13 protein-coding genes are annotated in these 17,916 nt (G+C 51.1%); 10 read left to right on the forward strand and 3 right to left on the reverse strand.

The features are described from left to right. Positions 1 to 373 precede the first annotated feature (373 nt). The 5 genes from AC0LWN_RS17310 (at position 374) to AC0LWN_RS17330 (ending at position 7,459) form a co-directional block, all read left to right on the forward strand. The gene (locus tag AC0LWN_RS17310; protein ID WP_474667377.1) at positions 374 to 2,101 is read left to right on the forward strand and encodes an extracellular solute-binding protein; all 1,728 of its coding nucleotides are present in this window, start codon (positions 374 to 376) and stop codon (positions 2,099 to 2,101) included. 67 nt (positions 2,102 to 2,168) lie between these two features. Continuing rightward, complete coding sequence (locus AC0LWN_RS17315; RefSeq protein WP_474667379.1) at positions 2,169 to 3,068, forward strand: ABC transporter permease; 900 nt, start codon at positions 2,169 to 2,171, stop codon at positions 3,066 to 3,068. Between the two features lie 55 nt (positions 3,069 to 3,123). Next, positions 3,124 to 4,002, forward strand: a complete 879-nt coding sequence (locus AC0LWN_RS17320; protein WP_474667492.1) for a carbohydrate ABC transporter permease — start codon at positions 3,124 to 3,126, stop codon at positions 4,000 to 4,002. Between the two features lie 84 nt (positions 4,003 to 4,086). After that, positions 4,087 to 5,853, forward strand: a complete 1,767-nt coding sequence (locus AC0LWN_RS17325) for a sensor histidine kinase (protein ID WP_474667381.1) — start codon at positions 4,087 to 4,089, stop codon at positions 5,851 to 5,853. After that, positions 5,825 to 7,459: a response regulator transcription factor gene (locus AC0LWN_RS17330; protein WP_474667383.1), complete on the forward strand. Its 1,635-nt coding sequence runs from the start codon at positions 5,825 to 5,827 to the stop codon at positions 7,457 to 7,459. Before AC0LWN_RS17325 ends, AC0LWN_RS17330 begins: the two co-directional genes overlap by 29 nt. Before the next feature lie 171 nt (positions 7,460 to 7,630). Here the strand turns inward: AC0LWN_RS17330 and AC0LWN_RS17335 are convergent, their stop codons facing one another. Further along, positions 7,631 to 8,743, reverse strand: a complete 1,113-nt coding sequence (locus AC0LWN_RS17335; RefSeq protein WP_474667385.1) for a family 8 glycosyl hydrolase — start codon at positions 8,741 to 8,743, stop codon at positions 7,631 to 7,633. 285 nt (positions 8,744 to 9,028) lie between these two features. Between AC0LWN_RS17335 and AC0LWN_RS17340 the strand changes: the two genes are divergently transcribed. Next, the gene (locus tag AC0LWN_RS17340; RefSeq protein WP_474667387.1) at positions 9,029 to 10,456 is read left to right on the forward strand and encodes a family 43 glycosylhydrolase; all 1,428 of its coding nucleotides are present in this window, start codon (positions 9,029 to 9,031) and stop codon (positions 10,454 to 10,456) included. Positions 10,457 to 10,557: 101 nt separating this feature from the next. Here the strand turns inward: AC0LWN_RS17340 and AC0LWN_RS17345 are convergent, their stop codons facing one another. Then, positions 10,558 to 11,454 carry an AraC family transcriptional regulator gene (locus AC0LWN_RS17345; RefSeq protein WP_474667389.1) on the reverse strand — a complete coding sequence of 299 codons (897 nt, stop codon included), beginning with the start codon at positions 11,452 to 11,454 and terminating at the stop codon, positions 10,558 to 10,560. Positions 11,455 to 11,572: 118 nt separating this feature from the next. On the opposite strand from AC0LWN_RS17345, the gene AC0LWN_RS17350 reads away from it, so the two are divergent. After that, the gene (locus AC0LWN_RS17350; RefSeq protein WP_474667391.1) at positions 11,573 to 13,996 is read left to right on the forward strand and encodes a glycoside hydrolase family 31 protein; all 2,424 of its coding nucleotides are present in this window, start codon (positions 11,573 to 11,575) and stop codon (positions 13,994 to 13,996) included. Positions 13,997 to 14,030: 34 nt separating this feature from the next. Here AC0LWN_RS17350 and AC0LWN_RS17355 read toward each other — a convergent pair whose 3' ends face one another. Next, the gene (locus AC0LWN_RS17355) at positions 14,031 to 14,900 is read right to left on the reverse strand and encodes a helix-turn-helix domain-containing protein (RefSeq protein ID WP_474667393.1); all 870 of its coding nucleotides are present in this window, start codon (positions 14,898 to 14,900) and stop codon (positions 14,031 to 14,033) included. A 131-nt stretch (positions 14,901 to 15,031) separates the two neighbouring features. Between AC0LWN_RS17355 and AC0LWN_RS17360 the strand changes: the two genes are divergently transcribed. From AC0LWN_RS17360 to AC0LWN_RS17370, 3 genes are read left to right on the forward strand one after another with little or no spacing between them, the layout of a single operon-like run. Beyond that, positions 15,032 to 15,868, forward strand: coding sequence for an amidohydrolase family protein (locus AC0LWN_RS17360; protein ID WP_474667395.1), 837 nt, complete (start codon positions 15,032 to 15,034; stop codon positions 15,866 to 15,868). Between the two features lie 20 nt (positions 15,869 to 15,888). Next, positions 15,889 to 16,848, forward strand: coding sequence for an aldo/keto reductase (locus AC0LWN_RS17365; RefSeq protein WP_474667397.1), 960 nt, complete (start codon positions 15,889 to 15,891; stop codon positions 16,846 to 16,848). Continuing rightward, positions 16,848 to 17,867, forward strand: a complete 1,020-nt coding sequence (locus AC0LWN_RS17370) for a zinc-binding alcohol dehydrogenase family protein (RefSeq protein WP_474667399.1) — start codon at positions 16,848 to 16,850, stop codon at positions 17,865 to 17,867. Before AC0LWN_RS17365 ends, AC0LWN_RS17370 begins: the two co-directional genes overlap by 1 nt. The last annotated feature ends 49 nt before the right edge of the window (positions 17,868 to 17,916 follow it).

Here is a 17,916-nt window from a genome sequence, read left to right on the forward strand (position 1 = left end):
GTTATCATTTTGTTATCATTCCATTAGTGTTATTTTTTTAGATAACCTTAAGGAAAATATTATGAAAGCGGTTTAATTGATATTTTAGCAGGTCGAATTTCAATGAAATAGGGGCTGTATTGTTATTTATATAACTCAATTTGTTTTTATGAATAAAAACAAACTAAAAAACAATAATTTCTTGAAGCAGGGATGTAGGCAAGCCCAGATTCATGAGTGCCTTATAAAATCTAATATATGGTTCAGCATAATCTAAGTATGTTGTCAACACGGGAGAAGTGAAGTAAAGATGTGAGCGTTGTTAATACCTGTTGGCTCCCCCATAATGAAAGCGTAATCAATAAGACAACTACAATTGAATTGGGGGTTGCACATGAGAACGGAAACAAAGAAAGGTTCAGTATGGCTTAAGAGAACTTCAGTTTTGCTGCTGGCTTCCCTGCTGCTGTCCGCTTGCTCGGGAGGAGGCGGGTCCGAGAGCGGAAACAAGGAGGCGGCTTCAACGGATAATCCGGAGATAAGCTCAGCCGCAGACGAGAGTCCGCTCGGGAAATACGATCCGCCGATTGAAGTAACGTTCGTCCGGGACCTGAGCGATGTCGTGGAGAATAATGTGCTTGGAGTCCTGAAGGACGAAACCATAGACAACAACCGCTGGACTAAATTGTATGAGGATCAGCTCGGGATCAAGATCAAATATAAGTGGATCGTAAAGGGCAGTCCTACCTCCGACCAATACCTGCAGAAAATAAACGTTACGCTGGCTTCCGGCGATTTGCCGGATGTAACCCCGGTCAATGCCACGCAGCTCAAACAGCTGGCGGATTCGGACCAGATTGAGGATATGACGGAGCTGTATGAAAAGTACGCTTCCCCATTCACCAAAAAAGTGCTCTCGGGAGAAGGGAAAAGTGTTTTTGATGCGGCCACCTTCGACGGGAAGCTGATGGCGATTCCGAGCCTGGAATCTTCAATTGAGCGGTCGATGTACATCTGGATTCGTACCGATTGGCTGAAGAAGCTGGGTCTGCAGCCGCCCAAAACGATGGCAGACGTCCTTGCCATATCTGAAGCCTTTGTGGAGAAGGACCCGGATGGGAACGGCAAGAAGGATACGTTCGGTCTTGGAATTACCAAAGATTTATGGGGCGGAGCGATGGGGCTTGAAGGCTTTATGGCCGGATACAATGCCTATCCGAATATTTGGCTTGACGATGGCTCAGGCAAACTCGTGTATGGCAGTATTCAGCCTGAAGTGAAAAAGGCGCTCCAGGTGCTGCAGGATATGGCCAAGAAAGGACAGCTCGACCAGGAATTCGGGGTTAAGGACGGAGGCAAGGTCTCCGAGCTGATCTCCGCAGGGAAGATCGGGATGGAGTATGGCGAGCAATGGAACTCCATCTGGCCGCTCCAGCTCAACCGCAACAATGATCCTAATGCGCAGTGGCAGGCATTTCCGATAGTCTCGGAATCGGGGGAAACTCCTAAGGTGCCGCTTAAATTCAGCACTACCCGTTTCTTCGCTGTCAAAAAGGGTGCTGCCCACCCGGAAGCGGTAATCAAATTGTTCAATATGCATTTGGAGAAGAACTGGGGCGAGACTGCTGAATTCGGCAAGTACTTTGCACCGCCGGAAGCGGAAAGCGTATGGCAGCTATCGCCGGTTACGCCATATCCGGTTACGAAAAATGTAGACGCTTTCCGGGAGATTGACGCTGCCCGCAAGGCCGGTGATTTTTCCAAGCTGACGGGAGAGGCAAAGACGATTCAGGAAAAGCTTGAGTCTTATGCGTCAGGCTCGACGGAAGGCTTCGCGCTGTGGGGCTGGGAGCGGATTTATGGAGAGCAAGGGTCCATGGGCATAGCCGACCAGTACATTAAGAACGACCAGTTCCTGCTCGAGAAATTCGTCGGTGCTCCGACTCCGACAATGGTGGAGCGCAAAACAACGCTTGAAAAGCAGCAGAACGAGATGTTCGTCAAGATCATTTTAGGAGAGCCCATCGAAAAATTCGACCAGTTTGTGAAGGATTGGCAGAAGCTGGGCGGAGATCAAATTACGCAAGAGGTCAACGAATGGTACGCATCGACTAAGAAATGATCCCACTTGGAGGAAGAAATCACTTGTTCTTCCTCCATTCCATCTTGCTTGCATTTGGAGGATAAAGATGAGAGCGAAACTGCTAAAGGAATTGCCGCTTCATTTGATGCTTTTGCCGGGACTGGTGCTGATCTTCTTATTTTCGTACATTCCGATGGCCGGGGTCATGATTGCCTTCCAGAAGTTTATTCCTGCCAAGGGCTTGTTCGGTGACCAGAAATGGGTCGGCTGGGATAACTTTGAATATGTGATGAATTTGCCGAATTTCACACAAGTGCTGTGGAATACGCTGTTTATTTCGAGTCTCAAGCTTATTCTGGGTCTGATTATTCCAATCGTGTTCGCCGTGCTTTTGAACGAGCTCAAGAACAATGTAATCAAACGGTCCGTTCAAACAGCGATCTATTTACCGTATTTTTTATCCTGGGTCGTGCTTGGCGGCATATTGATTGATATTCTTTCGCCTTCCGGGGGAATTGTAAATGAAGTTCTCGGATGGTTCGGAGCTTCCAAGATTTTTTTCCTCGGTGACAATGACTGGTTTCCCTTCACGCTGATCGTTTCGGATATTTGGAAGAACTTTGGCTACGGGACGATTGTGTACCTGGCAGCAATCACCGGAATAGATCCCGGGTTATATGAAGCGGCTACCATCGACGGCGCCAGCCGTTGGCGTAAAACCTGGCATATCACCATTCCGGGGATACGCATGGTAATTGTGCTTCTGTCGGTGCTCAGCCTGGGGCAATTACTGAATGCCGGGTTCGATCAGGTGTTCAATTTATATAGTCCGCAGGTATACGAGAGCGGCGATATCTTGGACACGTTTGTGTACCGGATCGGTCTGCTGGATGCGCAGTACGGGGTGGCAACCGCAGTCGGTTTCTTTAAATCGGTGATATCACTTACTTTGATTTCAAGTTCGTATTTGCTGGCCTACCGGTTCGCAAAATATCGGATCTTTTAGAGGAGGGAGAACCTTGGAGCAACGGTTGGCGCCCAATCAGGCAAAACTAACTCCTATCCGGAAAAGAAAACGCCTTGACTGGGTTTCGGTGGTTAATGCCGTATTTCTGATCCTGGTTTCATTGCTGTGCATTTTGCCTTTGATTCATATCATAGCCGTTTCATTCAGTTCAAGCGCGGCAGCTTCGGCGGGATACGTAAGACTATGGCCTGTAGAATTCACGCTGGCCTCCTATAAGTATACGATGAGCCGCAATGAATTTTGGCAGTCTATGATCGTTTCCCTGACGCGGATCGGCATCGGAACCCCGCTTAATCTGCTCTTGACCATTATGGTCGCTTACCCGTTATCAAAGGAAGCGCATACCCTCCGGTTTCGGAGCGTGTATGCCTGGGCGTTTTTTGTTACGATGCTGTTCAACGGAGGGCTTATCCCCTGGTATACGACTATAAAAGAGTACGGTTTGCTCGATTCGATCTGGGCGCTTGTCCTGCCCGGCGCGGTTCCTGTGTTCAGCGTCGTCCTGCTGCTTAACTTCTTCCGGGAGATTCCGAAGGAGCTTGAAGAAGCGGCCCTCATAGACGGAGCAGGCCACTGGAGGACGGTGTGGTCTATCTTTGTGCCGATTTCGAAGCCCGCGCTCGCTACGCTTGCCTTGTTTTCGATGGTCGAGCACTGGAACAGCTGGTTCGATGGATTGCTGCTTATGGGAAATCCGTCCAATTATCCGCTGCAAAGCTATATTCAGACGATTGTAATCCAGCAAAATCTGTCGAACATGTCGCGGGACGCGATGCTCAACCTGGCGCTTATTTCGGACCGGACGTTAAAATCATCCCAGATCTTTCTCGGTTCGCTTCCGATTATCCTGGCTTATCCGTTTTTGCAGAAATATTTCGTGAAAGGCATTGTACTTGGCAGCGTGAAAGGGTGACCGCGGGACAGGTTCAAATTGAACCTGTCTGTCTCCGCGAATTCGGGATATAATTGAGAGAAAATACTCTTGGAGGCACTGCTATTGTTTTTCCAAAAGGATTTTTCGCTGCGGAACACGATATTTCTACGATTGATTGTGACCTTCCTTCTGATTATGCTGCCTATCCTGTTATTTGCAGTTTATCTGTACAATTGGATTGTGCAGACGGCAAGCGCGGACATTATGAGGTCTGCCAATGCTCAAACCGCATTCTATCTGAACGATATGGAAAATGAGATCGAGCGCATGAAATTGCTGCAGTACAGCCTTCTGGAGGACGAATACCTGAACAAGCTGGCACTGACCTGGGAGACGCTGGCAACGATTGAGCGCACAGAGAACCAGAATTCGCTGATGAACCGGCTGTACACCGTTCAAAACAGCAGTACGTACATTAAGGATGTAAGAATCCATATCTTGTCTATCGGCAGAACGATTTCGGCCTTGGGCGGCGTACGGGAATTTGAGTCCGAACGTTTCCATGAAATCCGCTCCGTCTTCGGAGAACGCGGTTCCCAGGTTATTGAGTGGAACGGCGGGCTGTTCCTTGGGGCCATGAAGCAGAGGGGAATAAAGGGAGCAGAGCCATTGTTCACAGTGGAGATCGAGCTGGATCTCCAGAAGCTTCAAGTGGCGCTTGGACAATTCAATACGTATCCCGGCAGCGGCACGCTGCTGCTGTCGGATAGCGCCAGTGTTGCCTTGTCCAGCGTGACCGGGAGGCTAGCGCAGGTTGACCAGTCTGTGTACAACCGGCAGCTTCGTTCGGTTCCACCGGGCGACAGGCTGAAGATAGCCGGGGATCAGTATTATATTGTCCAGGCAGGCTCTTCAGATTTGGGTTTGACCATTTATCGTATTATACCGGAGAGGGTCATTAAGACCCCTTTAAACAAGTTTTATACGTGGGCCTGGGTGTTTGCTGTGGCCGCACTTGCCATCATCATTGCTTTTGGGCTGTCCACCTACAAGTATATTCATAAGCCCATGCTGACACTGGTGAAGAGCTTCAGAAGAATGGAGCAAGGCGATCTGGATATTCATATCGCGCATAAGTCCAATGATGAGTTCCGTTATTTGTACAGCCGCTTCAATCAGATGGTGGAGAATTTACACTCCTTGATCGACCAGGTATACAAACAGAAAATTATGGCGCAAAGAGCAGAGCTCAAGCAGCTTCAATCGCAAATCAACCCGCATTTTTTGTATAACAGCTTCTTTATTCTCAATACAATGGCAAAGACTGGCGACACGGAACGGATCGAACAGCTTACGACGCTTCTCGGCGAGTATTTTCAATTTGTGACCCGAAATGCTTCCGATTTGGTGACTATGGAACAGGAGATTCATCATGCGAGAATGTATACAGAAATTCAGGCTATGCGTTTCTCCAGACGGATTCAGGTCCAGTTTGCTCCGCTGTCGGAAGAGCTTAGCACGGTGCTCGTCCCCCGATTGATTGTTCAGCCCATAATTGAAAACGCGTTCAAGCATAGTCTTGAGAAAAAAGTCATGAATGGCCTGATCGTCGTCCGCTTTGAACAGGAGGGGCCCGAAATCCGCATCATCGTTGAAGACAACGGCGACCGGTTGACGGATGAAGCCTTGAAGCAAATGAAGAAGACCTTTGACGTATATCAGGAGCAGGCCGAGACGACGGGAATGGTGAACATTCACCGGCGGATTCGCATTACATTCGGGGAGAAAAGCGGCCTTAAGGCTGACCGGAGCGAGCTCGGCGGACTTAAGGTAACCATCCTTCTTTTGGCTGGAGGTGACGATGCTGGTGTACAGGATGCTTATCGTTGACGATGAAGAAATTATCACGGATGGCCTGGCAGTTATTTTTGGCAAAATGGACCTCGATCTGGATATTTATAAAGCGTACTCCGGTCAAGAAGCACTGAGCCTGCTGGGTCGGACGAGAGTGGATATTGTCTTGTCCGATATTTGTATGCCCGGAATTGATGGGCTGGAGCTGATGGAGAACATCCGCCGGAGCTGGCCCCAGTGTAAAATGGTTTTTTTGACAGGCCACAGTGACTTTAATTATGTCTATCAGGCGATTCAAGCTCCGGGCGTTCAATATGTGCTTAAAAACGAGGGGTATCCGAAGCTGATTGAGGCCGTGAAGCGTGCTTTGAAGGAATTGGATGACACGATGCGGGTGAACCATTTGATCCGCCAATCGAAAGAGCAGCTGGATACGCTTGAGACATTAGCCCAAGGGGACTATTTCCGCCATCTTATCCATAGTGTCAAATTCGGGCAGGATGTGGAGGAGGATTTCAGGCAATTGCGCATACCGCTGGATGCGTCTATGCCCGTTTTGATAGCACTCGGCAGCTTGTCTTATCCGGAGTCCTCCCAATCGTATGCTGATCGACAGGAGACGGCGCTTGCGGTTAAGTTTCTGTCGGAAAAGCTGCTGAAGGAGAGGACAGTCAGTCTCGGGGTAATTGACCGGTACGGCGACCTGATCTGGCTAATACAGCCCGACTGGCAAAAATACGCGGAAAAGACGGACGCCTTTGAGCAAATGGTCATGTTTCTGGAAGGGACGTTTGAGCTGATTCAGCAAGCATGTCTGGAGTCACTGAATATAATGGTTGCCGTTACACTGAGCGTAGAAGAGTCCGCGTGGACCTCGCTCCCCTTTTTTTACGACAAGACAAGACAATTCCAGCATTACCGGGTGGGTGATGGAAACCGGATGGTGCAGAAGGTGCTTCCGGCGGAGGCGGTAATGCCTGATTCCGTCCGTGACCGGTCTTTGCGCGACAAGTCCGAGACCTTGACCGCACATTTGGAGGCGGGAAGAAAACATGAGTTTTGCAGGCTTTTTGACGAGATGGTCGAGCCGGCCGGTCATGAATCGGAGAGGGGCAGCCCTTACCTGACGGAGCTGTATTTCACCCTTGCACTGATGCTCATGTCTTATATCAACAGATGGGAACCCGATGAACAGATAGGTGCGCACGGTCTAACGCAATTGGAGGAGCACCGTTCGTGGGAAGAAGCCTTTGACTTCTTGAAGGACACGGCAAAATTTCTCTTTTCCGTCAGGAAAAGCGGGGAGCAAAAGCGAGCGGCCGGCGCTATCGACAAGGTATGCTCCTATATTGAAGAGAATATCACTCAAGATCTATCGCTGGTCCGATTGGCAGATGTGATCCACTTCAATCCCTCCTATCTGTCCCGTCTGTTCAAGCAGGAACGGGGCATCAATCTGTCAGAGTATATTGAAGAGATGCGAATCCGCCAGGCTAAAGCACTGCTGAAAAGAGAGGAACTGAAGGTGGCGGAGGTCGGCTCGTTAATCGGATATGTTACGCCGCAATCGTTCACCCGGTTTTTTAAAAAATGGACCGGAATCACACCGCAGGAATACCGGACCGATGCGCAAAGCAGTTAAAAGAAAATCGCTCCTCTGGGGATGGATGGCAGTGCCTCCACCTTATCCAAAGGAGCGATTTGTGGTGTCCAAATATAAGAATTTATATGCTTCACGCTATAAATTATCCTTCTATTTCTCGCTGAAACGGATACCGTCCTTTTAAGGACGGCGTAGCCGTTTCCACTTGATTTATGAATAAATCCGGTAGTTTCCGCTTAGGGCCAGCAAGCTGAAGAAGTATAAGCAGTTGTCGTAATACCGGCGGGCCCCGGTGCGCAGCGGCGTATTCCAGAACAGCCTGACGAAATGGCCGGCATCCGGCCCATCGGCAGCGAGCGAGGCCATGGCCAGCGTTGCCAGAAGGCCGACCGGATGCAGGGACGGCTCCTCAAAAGGCTGGCCGTCAATGGTGTAGCGCCGGTAATCGGCGACATCAATGTCCCGGAAGAAGGCCTGAATCCGGTTGGACTGCCCCACCTGCCAAGGGTCGCAGCCGAACCATTCATAGTCCAGCCCGATGTTGGCTGCGACCCGGTAGGCATCGCTGAAGAAGTGGCGGAAATCTCCATGCGGCTGGGGTTCGGCCGGGGTTCCATCATAGTTGGCGTATTCGGGGGAAAGGCCGGTTTCCGGATGGCAAGCCTTGTGCAGATAGGCTCTGCTTCGGGTTGCGGCTTCTTTCCAGAAGGCTCTGTCCTGTTCATCCGCCTCCAGGGCAAACAATTCATAGAAATGCGGCAGATGGTAGGAGGGATCGCTGAAGGGGGTTTCAGGAATGAACTTAATCAGCTTGGTCGCCGGGTCCCACATCGGATCGCCTTCACCGTCTTCCCCCTTGTGTACACAAGCGCGGAGAATGATTCTGGCCTGCTCGGAATAGTTGAACGGTTCGGCGCCGTCGCCCCAGCGCTTCGCGGCAAAGAACAGCGCCATTGCGAAAAATTCTTCCCCGTCCGGTGCCGGACCTGGCGACAGCCTTGTCCCGTCCAGCTTGCAGTGCCAGGCAAAATAATCCTTGTAACGGCCTTCCGAATGCTGCATGTATACCTTGGCGAACTTCCAGAGCCGGTCGAATTCTTCCTTCTTGTCCATTTGAACAGCCATCATCATCCCGTAGGACATACCCTCAGTACGCACATCTGTATTGCCGGTATCCACGATGTACCCCTTATCGTCACCCATAGGGTGGTAGATTCGCACATCGGGCGCGCCGTAGAACAATTCGTTCCAGGTGTCGTCAAGCCTTTGCCGGATCGCCTCTTCGGACATTCCGTTCTCCAGGAACAGGTTTCTGTATTCCATAACAATCCTCCAGTAGATAGGGTTTTGCCCAGAGTATAACATAACCCGGGGTATAGAAATTAAAGCGTTTTCCTTAAAATCTATAGATGATTCGGGCCGGGCCCATAATCTAAGAATAGATCAATGTTACATGTCTATATGTCATGGACTTCGGTCGAGCCGCTTCACTATACTGTAAGGGACCAAGCCGCGAAGTGCTTACCTGGATGATGCCGATTGCTCCATGTAAGTGATTGTGGACGCATAAATAGACAAAATTTATTAATGACAAGGATGAAAATTACGATGGCAAAAAAACAAGGATTCAATCCGTATCTCCCGTCCTGGGAATATATCCCGGACGGAGAGCCGTATGTTTTTGAAGGCAGAGTGTATGTGTATGGCTCGCATGACCGTTTTAACGGACACGCTTTTTGCTTGAATGACTATGTCTGCTGGTCGGCACCGGAGGATAATCTGGCGGATTGGCAGTATGAAGGGGTAATCTACCAAACTACGGACGACCCGCTTAATCCTGAAGGAAGCATGTGCCTGTATGCTCCCGATGTAACGGTGGGACCGGACGGGCGGTATTATCTCTATTATGTGCTTGACAAGGTGTCCGTTGTTTCGGTAGCTGTCTGCGACAAGCCGGGAGGAAAGTATGAGTTCTACGGCTATGTAAAATATGCAGATGGAACACGCCTGGGGGAGAGGGAAGGCGACGAGCCGCAGTTTGACCCAGGCGTGCTGACTGAAGGAGAGAACACCTACCTGTACACCGGATTCTGTGCCATCGGTGACCAATCCAGACACGGCGCAATGGCGACGGTGCTTGGCCCGGATATGCTGACGATTGTCGAGGAGCCTGTGTTTGTTGCACCGAGCCAGCCTTACAGCAAGGGGAGCGGATTCGAAGGCTATGAGTTCTTTGAGGCTCCTTCCATCCGTAAAAGGGGAGATACCTATTACCTTATCTATTCCTCAATCTCCATGCATGAGCTGTGTTATGCGACCAGCCAGCATCCAACCAGAGGCTTTACGTACCAGGGAGTCATTGTAAGCAATTGCGATCTTCATATCAATACGTACAAGCCAGCGGACAAGCCGATGTATTATGGCGGCAATAACCATGGCAGCATCGTCCAAATCAAAGGCGAATGGTATATTTTTTATCACCGGCATACCAATGGGACGGCATTCTGCCGGCAGGGCTGTATTGAGCGGATTGAATTCCGTGAGGATGGCACTATTCCACAGGTAGAGATTACATCCTGCGGTCCGAACGGAGGGCCGCTCGAAGGCCGTGGAGAATATCCGGCATACCTGGCCTGCCAGTTGTTCTGCAAAGATCAGGAAATATACACCGGAGGCTTCGGACCTATGGGAGCATGGATGGACAGCCGGTTTCCGAAGATTACCCAGGACGGCAGGGACGGCGACGAGGAGATTGGCTATATTGCCAATATGACGGATTCGGCTACCGCCGGGTTTAAATATTTCGCGTGCGAGGGAGTCAGCAAAGTCACAATCAAGGTGCGCGGATATTGCCAGGGCGAGTTTGTAGTCAAAACGTCGTGGGACGGGCCGGCTCTTGGACGGATACCGGTAGGCTTTACGAATGTCTGGAAGGAATATGCTACTGAAGTGGCCATTCCAGACGGCGTACAAGCATTGTATTTTACCTATACCGGCAACGGAGGCGCCAGTCTGGCCTCATTTACTTTGGAATAACCGAAACGCCTTGATCAAAGAAAAGCAGCACCCGGAGTATTCCACGGTGCTGTCTTTTTTTTAACATATCATAAGGGATATTAATGCATCGTGTCCGCTGGCTAAAGACCGGAAGAATAACGGGCCTTGTAGTCCGAAGGCGTCATATTCATATAAAATTTGAACCATTTGGAAAAGTAGCTGATATGCTGATAGCCTGACTCCAGCGCGGCTTCCAATACATTGTACGATCCACTGCGGAGCAAATTGGCTGCTTTGTTAATGCGAATATAGTTCAAATACTCCATCGGACGCATTCCGGTCTGGGTTTTGAAAAATTTGCAGAAATGGGAGCGGCTAAGCGATACCACGGAGGCAAGCTGATCCAGATCCAGCTTCTCACTTGAATGTGTCTCCATAAAAGCCAGCACTTGCTTGATTTGCCGGTTGTATTCACGCCCGTGGCGAGTTCCCGGCGTATGATTGGTTTCCATCAATCCGTAATGGTAAATATCCGCAATGAACAACAGCAGGAGAGCTTTCAAGCTCATTTCATAAGCGGTGGATTGGCGCTCGTAGCGGATCAGAAGCTCCCGCACACCTTCGAGCAGTCGGGAGTGGGCCTCGTTCGCAGCAGATAATAGGGTTGGCAGTCTGGCCGTCCCTTGCAGGAGCGGCTCCATGAATAACTCCTGAATTCGATCCGATTGCAGCGAAGACAGCCAAGATAATTTGAACACGATGGAATAATAGCAAGTGCCGTCACAGGCAGTACCAATCCCCGAATGGAGTTCTCCCGGATGAATGATCAATGCTTCTCCTGCTTGAATGGCGAACTCACGGTTTTCGATATTGAAGACGGCAGTCCCTCTGGCAAGATAGATAATCTCCATTTCATTATGCCAATGCACAGGCAGGATGGTATGCACGCTGGCCTGATGCTCCACTTGATAGATATGAAGCGGAAATTCGGGCTGGCCGTGCAGCTTGACCTCCCGGTAACGGTGTTCGTACATCATGTCCTCCTATAGATCGTAATATTGTGTTGATAATCCGCAAATATATGATAGATCATCCGACATCAATAATAATATCATTATACTATAGCGAAATCATGATGAAAGGCAGGGAGAACATGTGAAATTGAAGGGTGTGTACTCCGGTTCGGATGGTATCAGACTGGAGACAACAGAAGGAATCATGCATATTGCTTTTTGCACGCCGGGGATTGCCCGAATTCGTTATACCCTGGATTCGGAGCTAAGCGGAAAACAGAGTCTTGTGGTGGTCAGCCGCCCGGAGGCAGGGGCTGTTCAATGGACGGTTGCAGACCAGCCTGATCATCTGGAAATTTCGACAGCGCTCCTAACGGTTCGGGTAGATAAAATGACCTGTGCATTCAGTTATTGGGATGCGGCTGGCAAGCTGCTGACAAAGGAACCGTCCAGAGGCGGCAAAACGCTGGAGCGAACGGATGTATACCATACGGTCTTCGATGCTTCGGCGGATAAGGTTGAAACCGGTCAGGGGGCGGATGGTCTGCGTGCAAGAGCGGAAGGAATAAACCGCAAGCTCGACAGACAAGCCTATCATACGAAGCTGGAATTCGAATGGCAGGAGGGCGAAGCCCTGTATGGACTTGGCTCACATGAAGAGGGAATGATGAATCTCCGGGGCCGCCATCAATATTTGTACCAGCAAAATATGAAAGCAGTTGTCCCGGTTCTTGTATCTACGCGCGGCTACGGGATTGTGGTAGACTCCTATTCGTACATGACCTTTCATGATGATGCATTCGGTTCATATCTCTGGACGGACGCGGATGAAGAAATGGATTATTATGTGATTTACGGCCCGGAGTTTGATCAGATTATAGCCGGGATTAGGCACCTGACGGGGGAAGCGTCAATGCTTCCGAAGTGGTCCTACGGGTATGTGCAATCCAAGGAACGATACATTTCCCAGGAGGAATTGATTGCCACGGTGCAAGAGTATCGTGACCGCTCGCTTCCTCTCGATTGCATCGTTCTGGATTGGCAGTCGTGGACGGGGAATTTGTGGGGACAAAAGACGTTTGATCCCGAACGATTCCCGGACCCCTCGCAAATGATGCACAGCTTGCATGCAATGAATGCCAAGCTCATGGTATCCATATGGCCGATTATGGGGGCCGGCGGTGATAACCACCAGGAAATGAGCAAGCACGGCTTCCTGCTCGGCAATCAGGCCACATATGACGCCTTCCGGGAGGAAGCACGGGAGTTGTACTGGAATCAGGCCGACAGAGGACTGTTCTCCCACGGGATTGACGCCTGGTGGTGTGACTGCACCGAGCCGTTCGAGGCTGATTGGAAGGGAGCGGTGAAGCCGGAACCGGAGCAGCGCATGCTGATTAACACGGCAGAATCCAAGCGTTATCTCGATCCGGGGCTTATCAATGCCTATTCGCTGCTGCATTCCAAGGGCATCTATGAAGGCCAGCGCGCGGCGGCCACAGGCAAACGGGTCGTAAATCTGACGCGTTCCGCTTTTGCCGGGCAGCACCGTTACGGCACGATTACATGGTCAGGAGATATAGCAGCCAATTGGGAGACGCTTAAAAAGCAGATTGCGGACGGACTTAACTTCTGCTTAACGGGTTCCCCTTACTGGACACTGGATATCGGCGCTTTCTTCGTACGCAAGCACAAGGAGCAATGGTTCTGGAACGGGGATTATGACGAAGGGGTTGCCGATTTCGGGTATCGCGAGCTGTATGTCCGCTGGTTCCAATTAGGAGCCTTTCTGCCCATGTTCCGTTCCCATGGAACAGATACGCCAAGAGAGGTGTGGAGATTCGGCGAAGAGGGTGAGCTGATGTATGATACGCTGGTGAAATATCTGAAGCTCCGGTACAGGCTGATGCCTTATATCTATTCTCTGGCAGGAGCCGTCGCACATCATAGCTATACGATGCTTCGCGCACTGGCCTTCGATTACCGGGAGGATATGCGCGTCCATAATATTGACGATCAGTTCATGTTCGGCCCGGTCTTCCTGGTTGCGCCCGTCACAACTGCAATGTATTATGGTCCCGGCTCCCGCGAGCTTCAAGGTATCGACAAGCTGCGCAGCGTCTACCTGCCAGCCGGTGAATGGTACGATTACTGGACCGATGAACGGATTGAGGGCGGCTTGACGATTGAGGCCAAAGCCGATTTGGAGACGCTTCCTCTCTTTGTCCGTGCCGGCTCGATTGTTCCGGTTGGCCCGGACGTCCAATACGTGGATGAGCAGCCGGAAGCGGTAATTGGCTTGAAAATATATTCCGGCAAGGATGCGCTGTTCACACTTTATGAAGATGAAGGGGATAATTATAACTATGAGAACGGGGCTTACTCCACGATTGAGATGAAGTGGTGCGAAGCAGACCGTACGTTGACGATAGGAAAGCGGAGCGGGAGTTACACCGGTATGCTGGCTGCCAGAGCATTTGCTGTAGAAATCGCCGGCCGTGCTGGCCGGTGCATCGTTTCTTATCAGGGTGATCCCGTAGCTGTCAGTGAAGACGAAATCGGCTGACCTCGGCTTGGGAAAGACTCTGCTTCCCTGAACCTCAGTGCGGCCGGTTGCTTTTCCGGTAGGCAGCCGGTGTCATATTCGTATATTTTTTAAATGTGCGGTAAAAATGGGGCATGCTTTCAAAGCCGCAGGCCATGGCAATATGCTCGATTTTGTCATTGGATTGTAGCAAGCCATCCTTGGCCGCAAAAATCCGTTTGGTCGAAATATAATCGCTCGCATTCATGCCCAGCCGCTGCTTGAATACACGGCTGAAATGGGCCGGAGATACGGCCGCCCGTTTCGCCAGTGCGCCGAGCTCCAGCGGATGATTCAGATGGTCGTTGATATAGGCGAGCGCTTCATGGAACCAGTCCGGCACCAAGGCGTTTGGGGCGTGCGGTTCGGCTGCCTGCGGCAAGCAGTACCGGTTTAAGTGAAGCAGCGCGAGATGGAGCAGCAGCGACATCGCATGGTTGCCGTCCGGACGTCTCTGCTCCCATTCGCCGTGGATGGCATCAATATCATTTTGCAATATTTTGGCGTGTTCAGGAGACAGGGTGTATTTGTACTGCTTGTTCTTCTTGGCTGCATCAAACAGCTTCAGGTAGGCGTAAGCCTCGCTGAATGCATGGTTATGAACAAGAGCCGGGCTAAAAAAAACGGCGGAAGACGTCACCGGCTCCTCTTTGTCGGGAAATCCCCGGTGTACCGTATTTCCGGGAACGACGATGACGTCGCCCTGGCGCATCTCGTAAAACGTCTGGTCGATAAAAAATGTCCCTTTTCCCCGGTAGACGTATATGAACTCGTACCAGTCATGCTGATGGTCGGGGAGCTCGCGCTGCGGACTTTTCGTTTCCCTGTAGTCCAGAAGCAGAGAAAACGGCAACTCATTGTCAAAATATTTTCGGATCGGTTTCATTGCGACGCCTCCTTGGTTGAACCTACGGATTCTTACAGTCATCATATCAAAAAGAGGTATAAATTTGTTTGTTTAAGCTATTTTTATTCTTTTATCGGATGTTTAAAATAAGATGGAATGGAGGTGGTCTGATGCGTATGGACGCTCATCAGCATTTTTGGAAGATAAATAGGAACGATTACGGATGGATTACTCCCGAAATTCCGGTGCTGTATCGGGATTATCTGCCCTCTGATCTTGAACCGCATCTGCAAAAACACGGGATCAGCCGCACGATTCTGGTGCAGGCTGCGCCCACAGTGGAGGAGACCGAATATATTCTTGGATTAAGCGAACAAGCCGATTTCATAGCTGGCGTGATCGGTTGGCTGGACCTTGAGAACCCGTCATTCAAAGCGCAATACCTGCGGTTCCGCGGGCATCCGAAATTCACCGGGATTCGCGTGATGATACAGGAGATGGATGATCCCGGCATCCTTTTATCTACCCCATATTTAGAAGCGCTTTCATATTTTGCGGAAGAGGACCTTCCCGTTGACCTGCTTGTTCTGGCGGATCAGCTTCCGCAGCTTGTAGAGCTGCTGCAACGGGTTCCGAGACTAAGGGGCGTCATCGACCATTTGGCGAAGCCGCCGATTGCTTCGGACAGATTAGAGCCTTGGAGAAGCCATATGGCGGAAATTGCGCAGCACCCGGGTATTTTCTGCAAGCTTTCCGGGATGGTGACGGAGGCTGATCCCCATGGCTGGACGCAAGAGGATTTCACTGCTTATATTCATGGAGCGCTGGACCTGTTTGGAGCCGAAAGGCTAATGTTCGGAAGCGATTGGCCCGTATGCCTCATGGCCGCAACCTATGATGAGGTGGTTGAGATCTTGCGGCAGGCGCTGCAGGAGAGGCTGTCGCCGCAAGAGATGGAGCCAATCTTCGGAGCGAATGCGGCGAGATTTTACAAGTTAAAATCATAAAATAATGGAGGTTCAATGCGATGAAATACAGAAAGCTGGGAAATACGGGGCTGGATGTCTCTGTGCTAAGTTACGGTGCGTCTTCGCTTGGAGGCGTATTTCGGGATGTTCCGAAGGAAGAGGGAATCCGCGCGGTACATACCGCCATCGACATGGGGATTAATCTGATTGACGTATCTCCGTATTATGGGTTGACGAAGGCGGAGACGGTGCTGGGTGAGTCGCTGCAGACGGTTCCGCGGGACCGGTATATTCTAAGCACGAAGGCGGGACGTTACGGTCAGGATGAGTTTGATTTCTCCAAAGAACGGGTGATCCGCAGCGCGGAAGAAAGCATGCGCCGGCTGGGAACGGACTATCTGGATATTTTGCTGCTGCACGACATTGAATTCGGTTCGGTAGAGCAGGTAATGGAGGAAGGGATTCCGGCTCTTGAGGAATTGAAGCAATCCGGGAAAATCCGCTTCTTCGGTGTCACTGGCCTGCCTCTGAATATCTTCGAAACGGTGTTGTCCCGTACAACTCTGGATGTAATCCTGTCGTACTGCCATTATTCCCTGAACGACACCACGCTGCTTCGCCTCCTTCCGCTGCTGGAGCGGCAGGGAACCGGACTGATAAATGCGTCGCCTATTTCTATGGGCCTGCTCAGCAACCGCAAGGTGCCTGACTGGCATCCGGCGAGCAGGGACATCCAGGCTGCGTGTGAGCGCGCCGCCGAATATTGCCGGGACAAGGGAGAGGAAATTGCGAAGCTGGCGGTCCAGTTCTCCACAGCAAATGAACTGATTCCGACAACATTGGTTAGCACGGCGACACCGGCAAATATCCGCAACAATATATTGTGGACGGAAGAGCCGATGGACGAACAATTGCTGGAGGAAGTGCTGGAAATCCTGAAGCCGATTAACGGTGCAACGTGGCCGAGCGGCCGGACGGAGTGGAACGAAGGGCGAGATCAGAGGGGGGAGCAATTATAATGAAGGGAATTATCTGTGAGGAAATCGGGAAATTCGTGTACAGGGAGGATCTGCCTGAGCCGGAGCTCCAGGCCGGAGAAGCGATTATAAGGATTTGCCGGATCGGTATTTGCGGTACCGATCTGCATGCGTACCGGGGCAACCAGCCTTATTTCACCTACCCGCGCGTGCTTGGGCATGAGCTGTCCGGGACGATTGAGCAAGTCGGCGACAATCCGGAGGGGCTGCGGGTCGGCGACCAGGTCAGCGTCATTCCATATTTGCATTGCGGCGAGTGCCGGGCTTGCCTGAGCGGCAAAACAAACTGCTGTCAGAGGATGAGGGTGTTCGGCGTCCATTTGGACGGCGGAATGCGGGAGCGGGTGGCCCTGCCCGTCCGGAATCTATTGAAGACGGAGGGGCTGACGCTGGATCAGTCGGCGATGCTGGAGCCGCTGGCCATTGGTGCGCACGCCGTCCGGCGTTCGGGTCTTGGCGCGGGTGATCAAGTACTGGTTATCGGTGCCGGACCGATAGGGCTGGGCGTGATGGCGATGGCCAGATACGCCGGTGCGCAGGTGATCGCTATGGACGTAAACGACGAACGTCTGGATTTTTGCAAGGTCTGGGCACAGGCTGAGCATACGGTGAGTGCGCTTCGGGAGCCGAAGGAGCAGTTGTCCAGGCTTACAGGGGGCAACTTCCTGCCATATGTCATCGACTCCACCGGCAGCATCTCATCCATGGAAGGTGCGTTTGGGCTTGTTGGCCATGGGGGAACGTTGACCTATGTCGGATTGGTGAAAGGCACGATCACCTTCAACGATCCCGATTTTCATGCGCGTGAAATGACGGTGCAGGGCAGCAGAAATGCCACCCGGGAGGACTTTGAACGTGTGCTTGATGCCATCAGGGACGGTTACATTGATGTCGGCAGCTACATTTCCCATCGCAGTGCGTTCAAGGACATGATCGGTCAGTTCGAAAACTGGCTCAAGCCTGAAACTAAGGTAATCAAGGCACTGGTGGAGCTTGACTAATCACTGTACCGTTATCGGGATGTTCATATTATGCTGATTGAAGGAGCGT

This window comes from Paenibacillus sp. sgz302115, assembly GCF_056120445.1.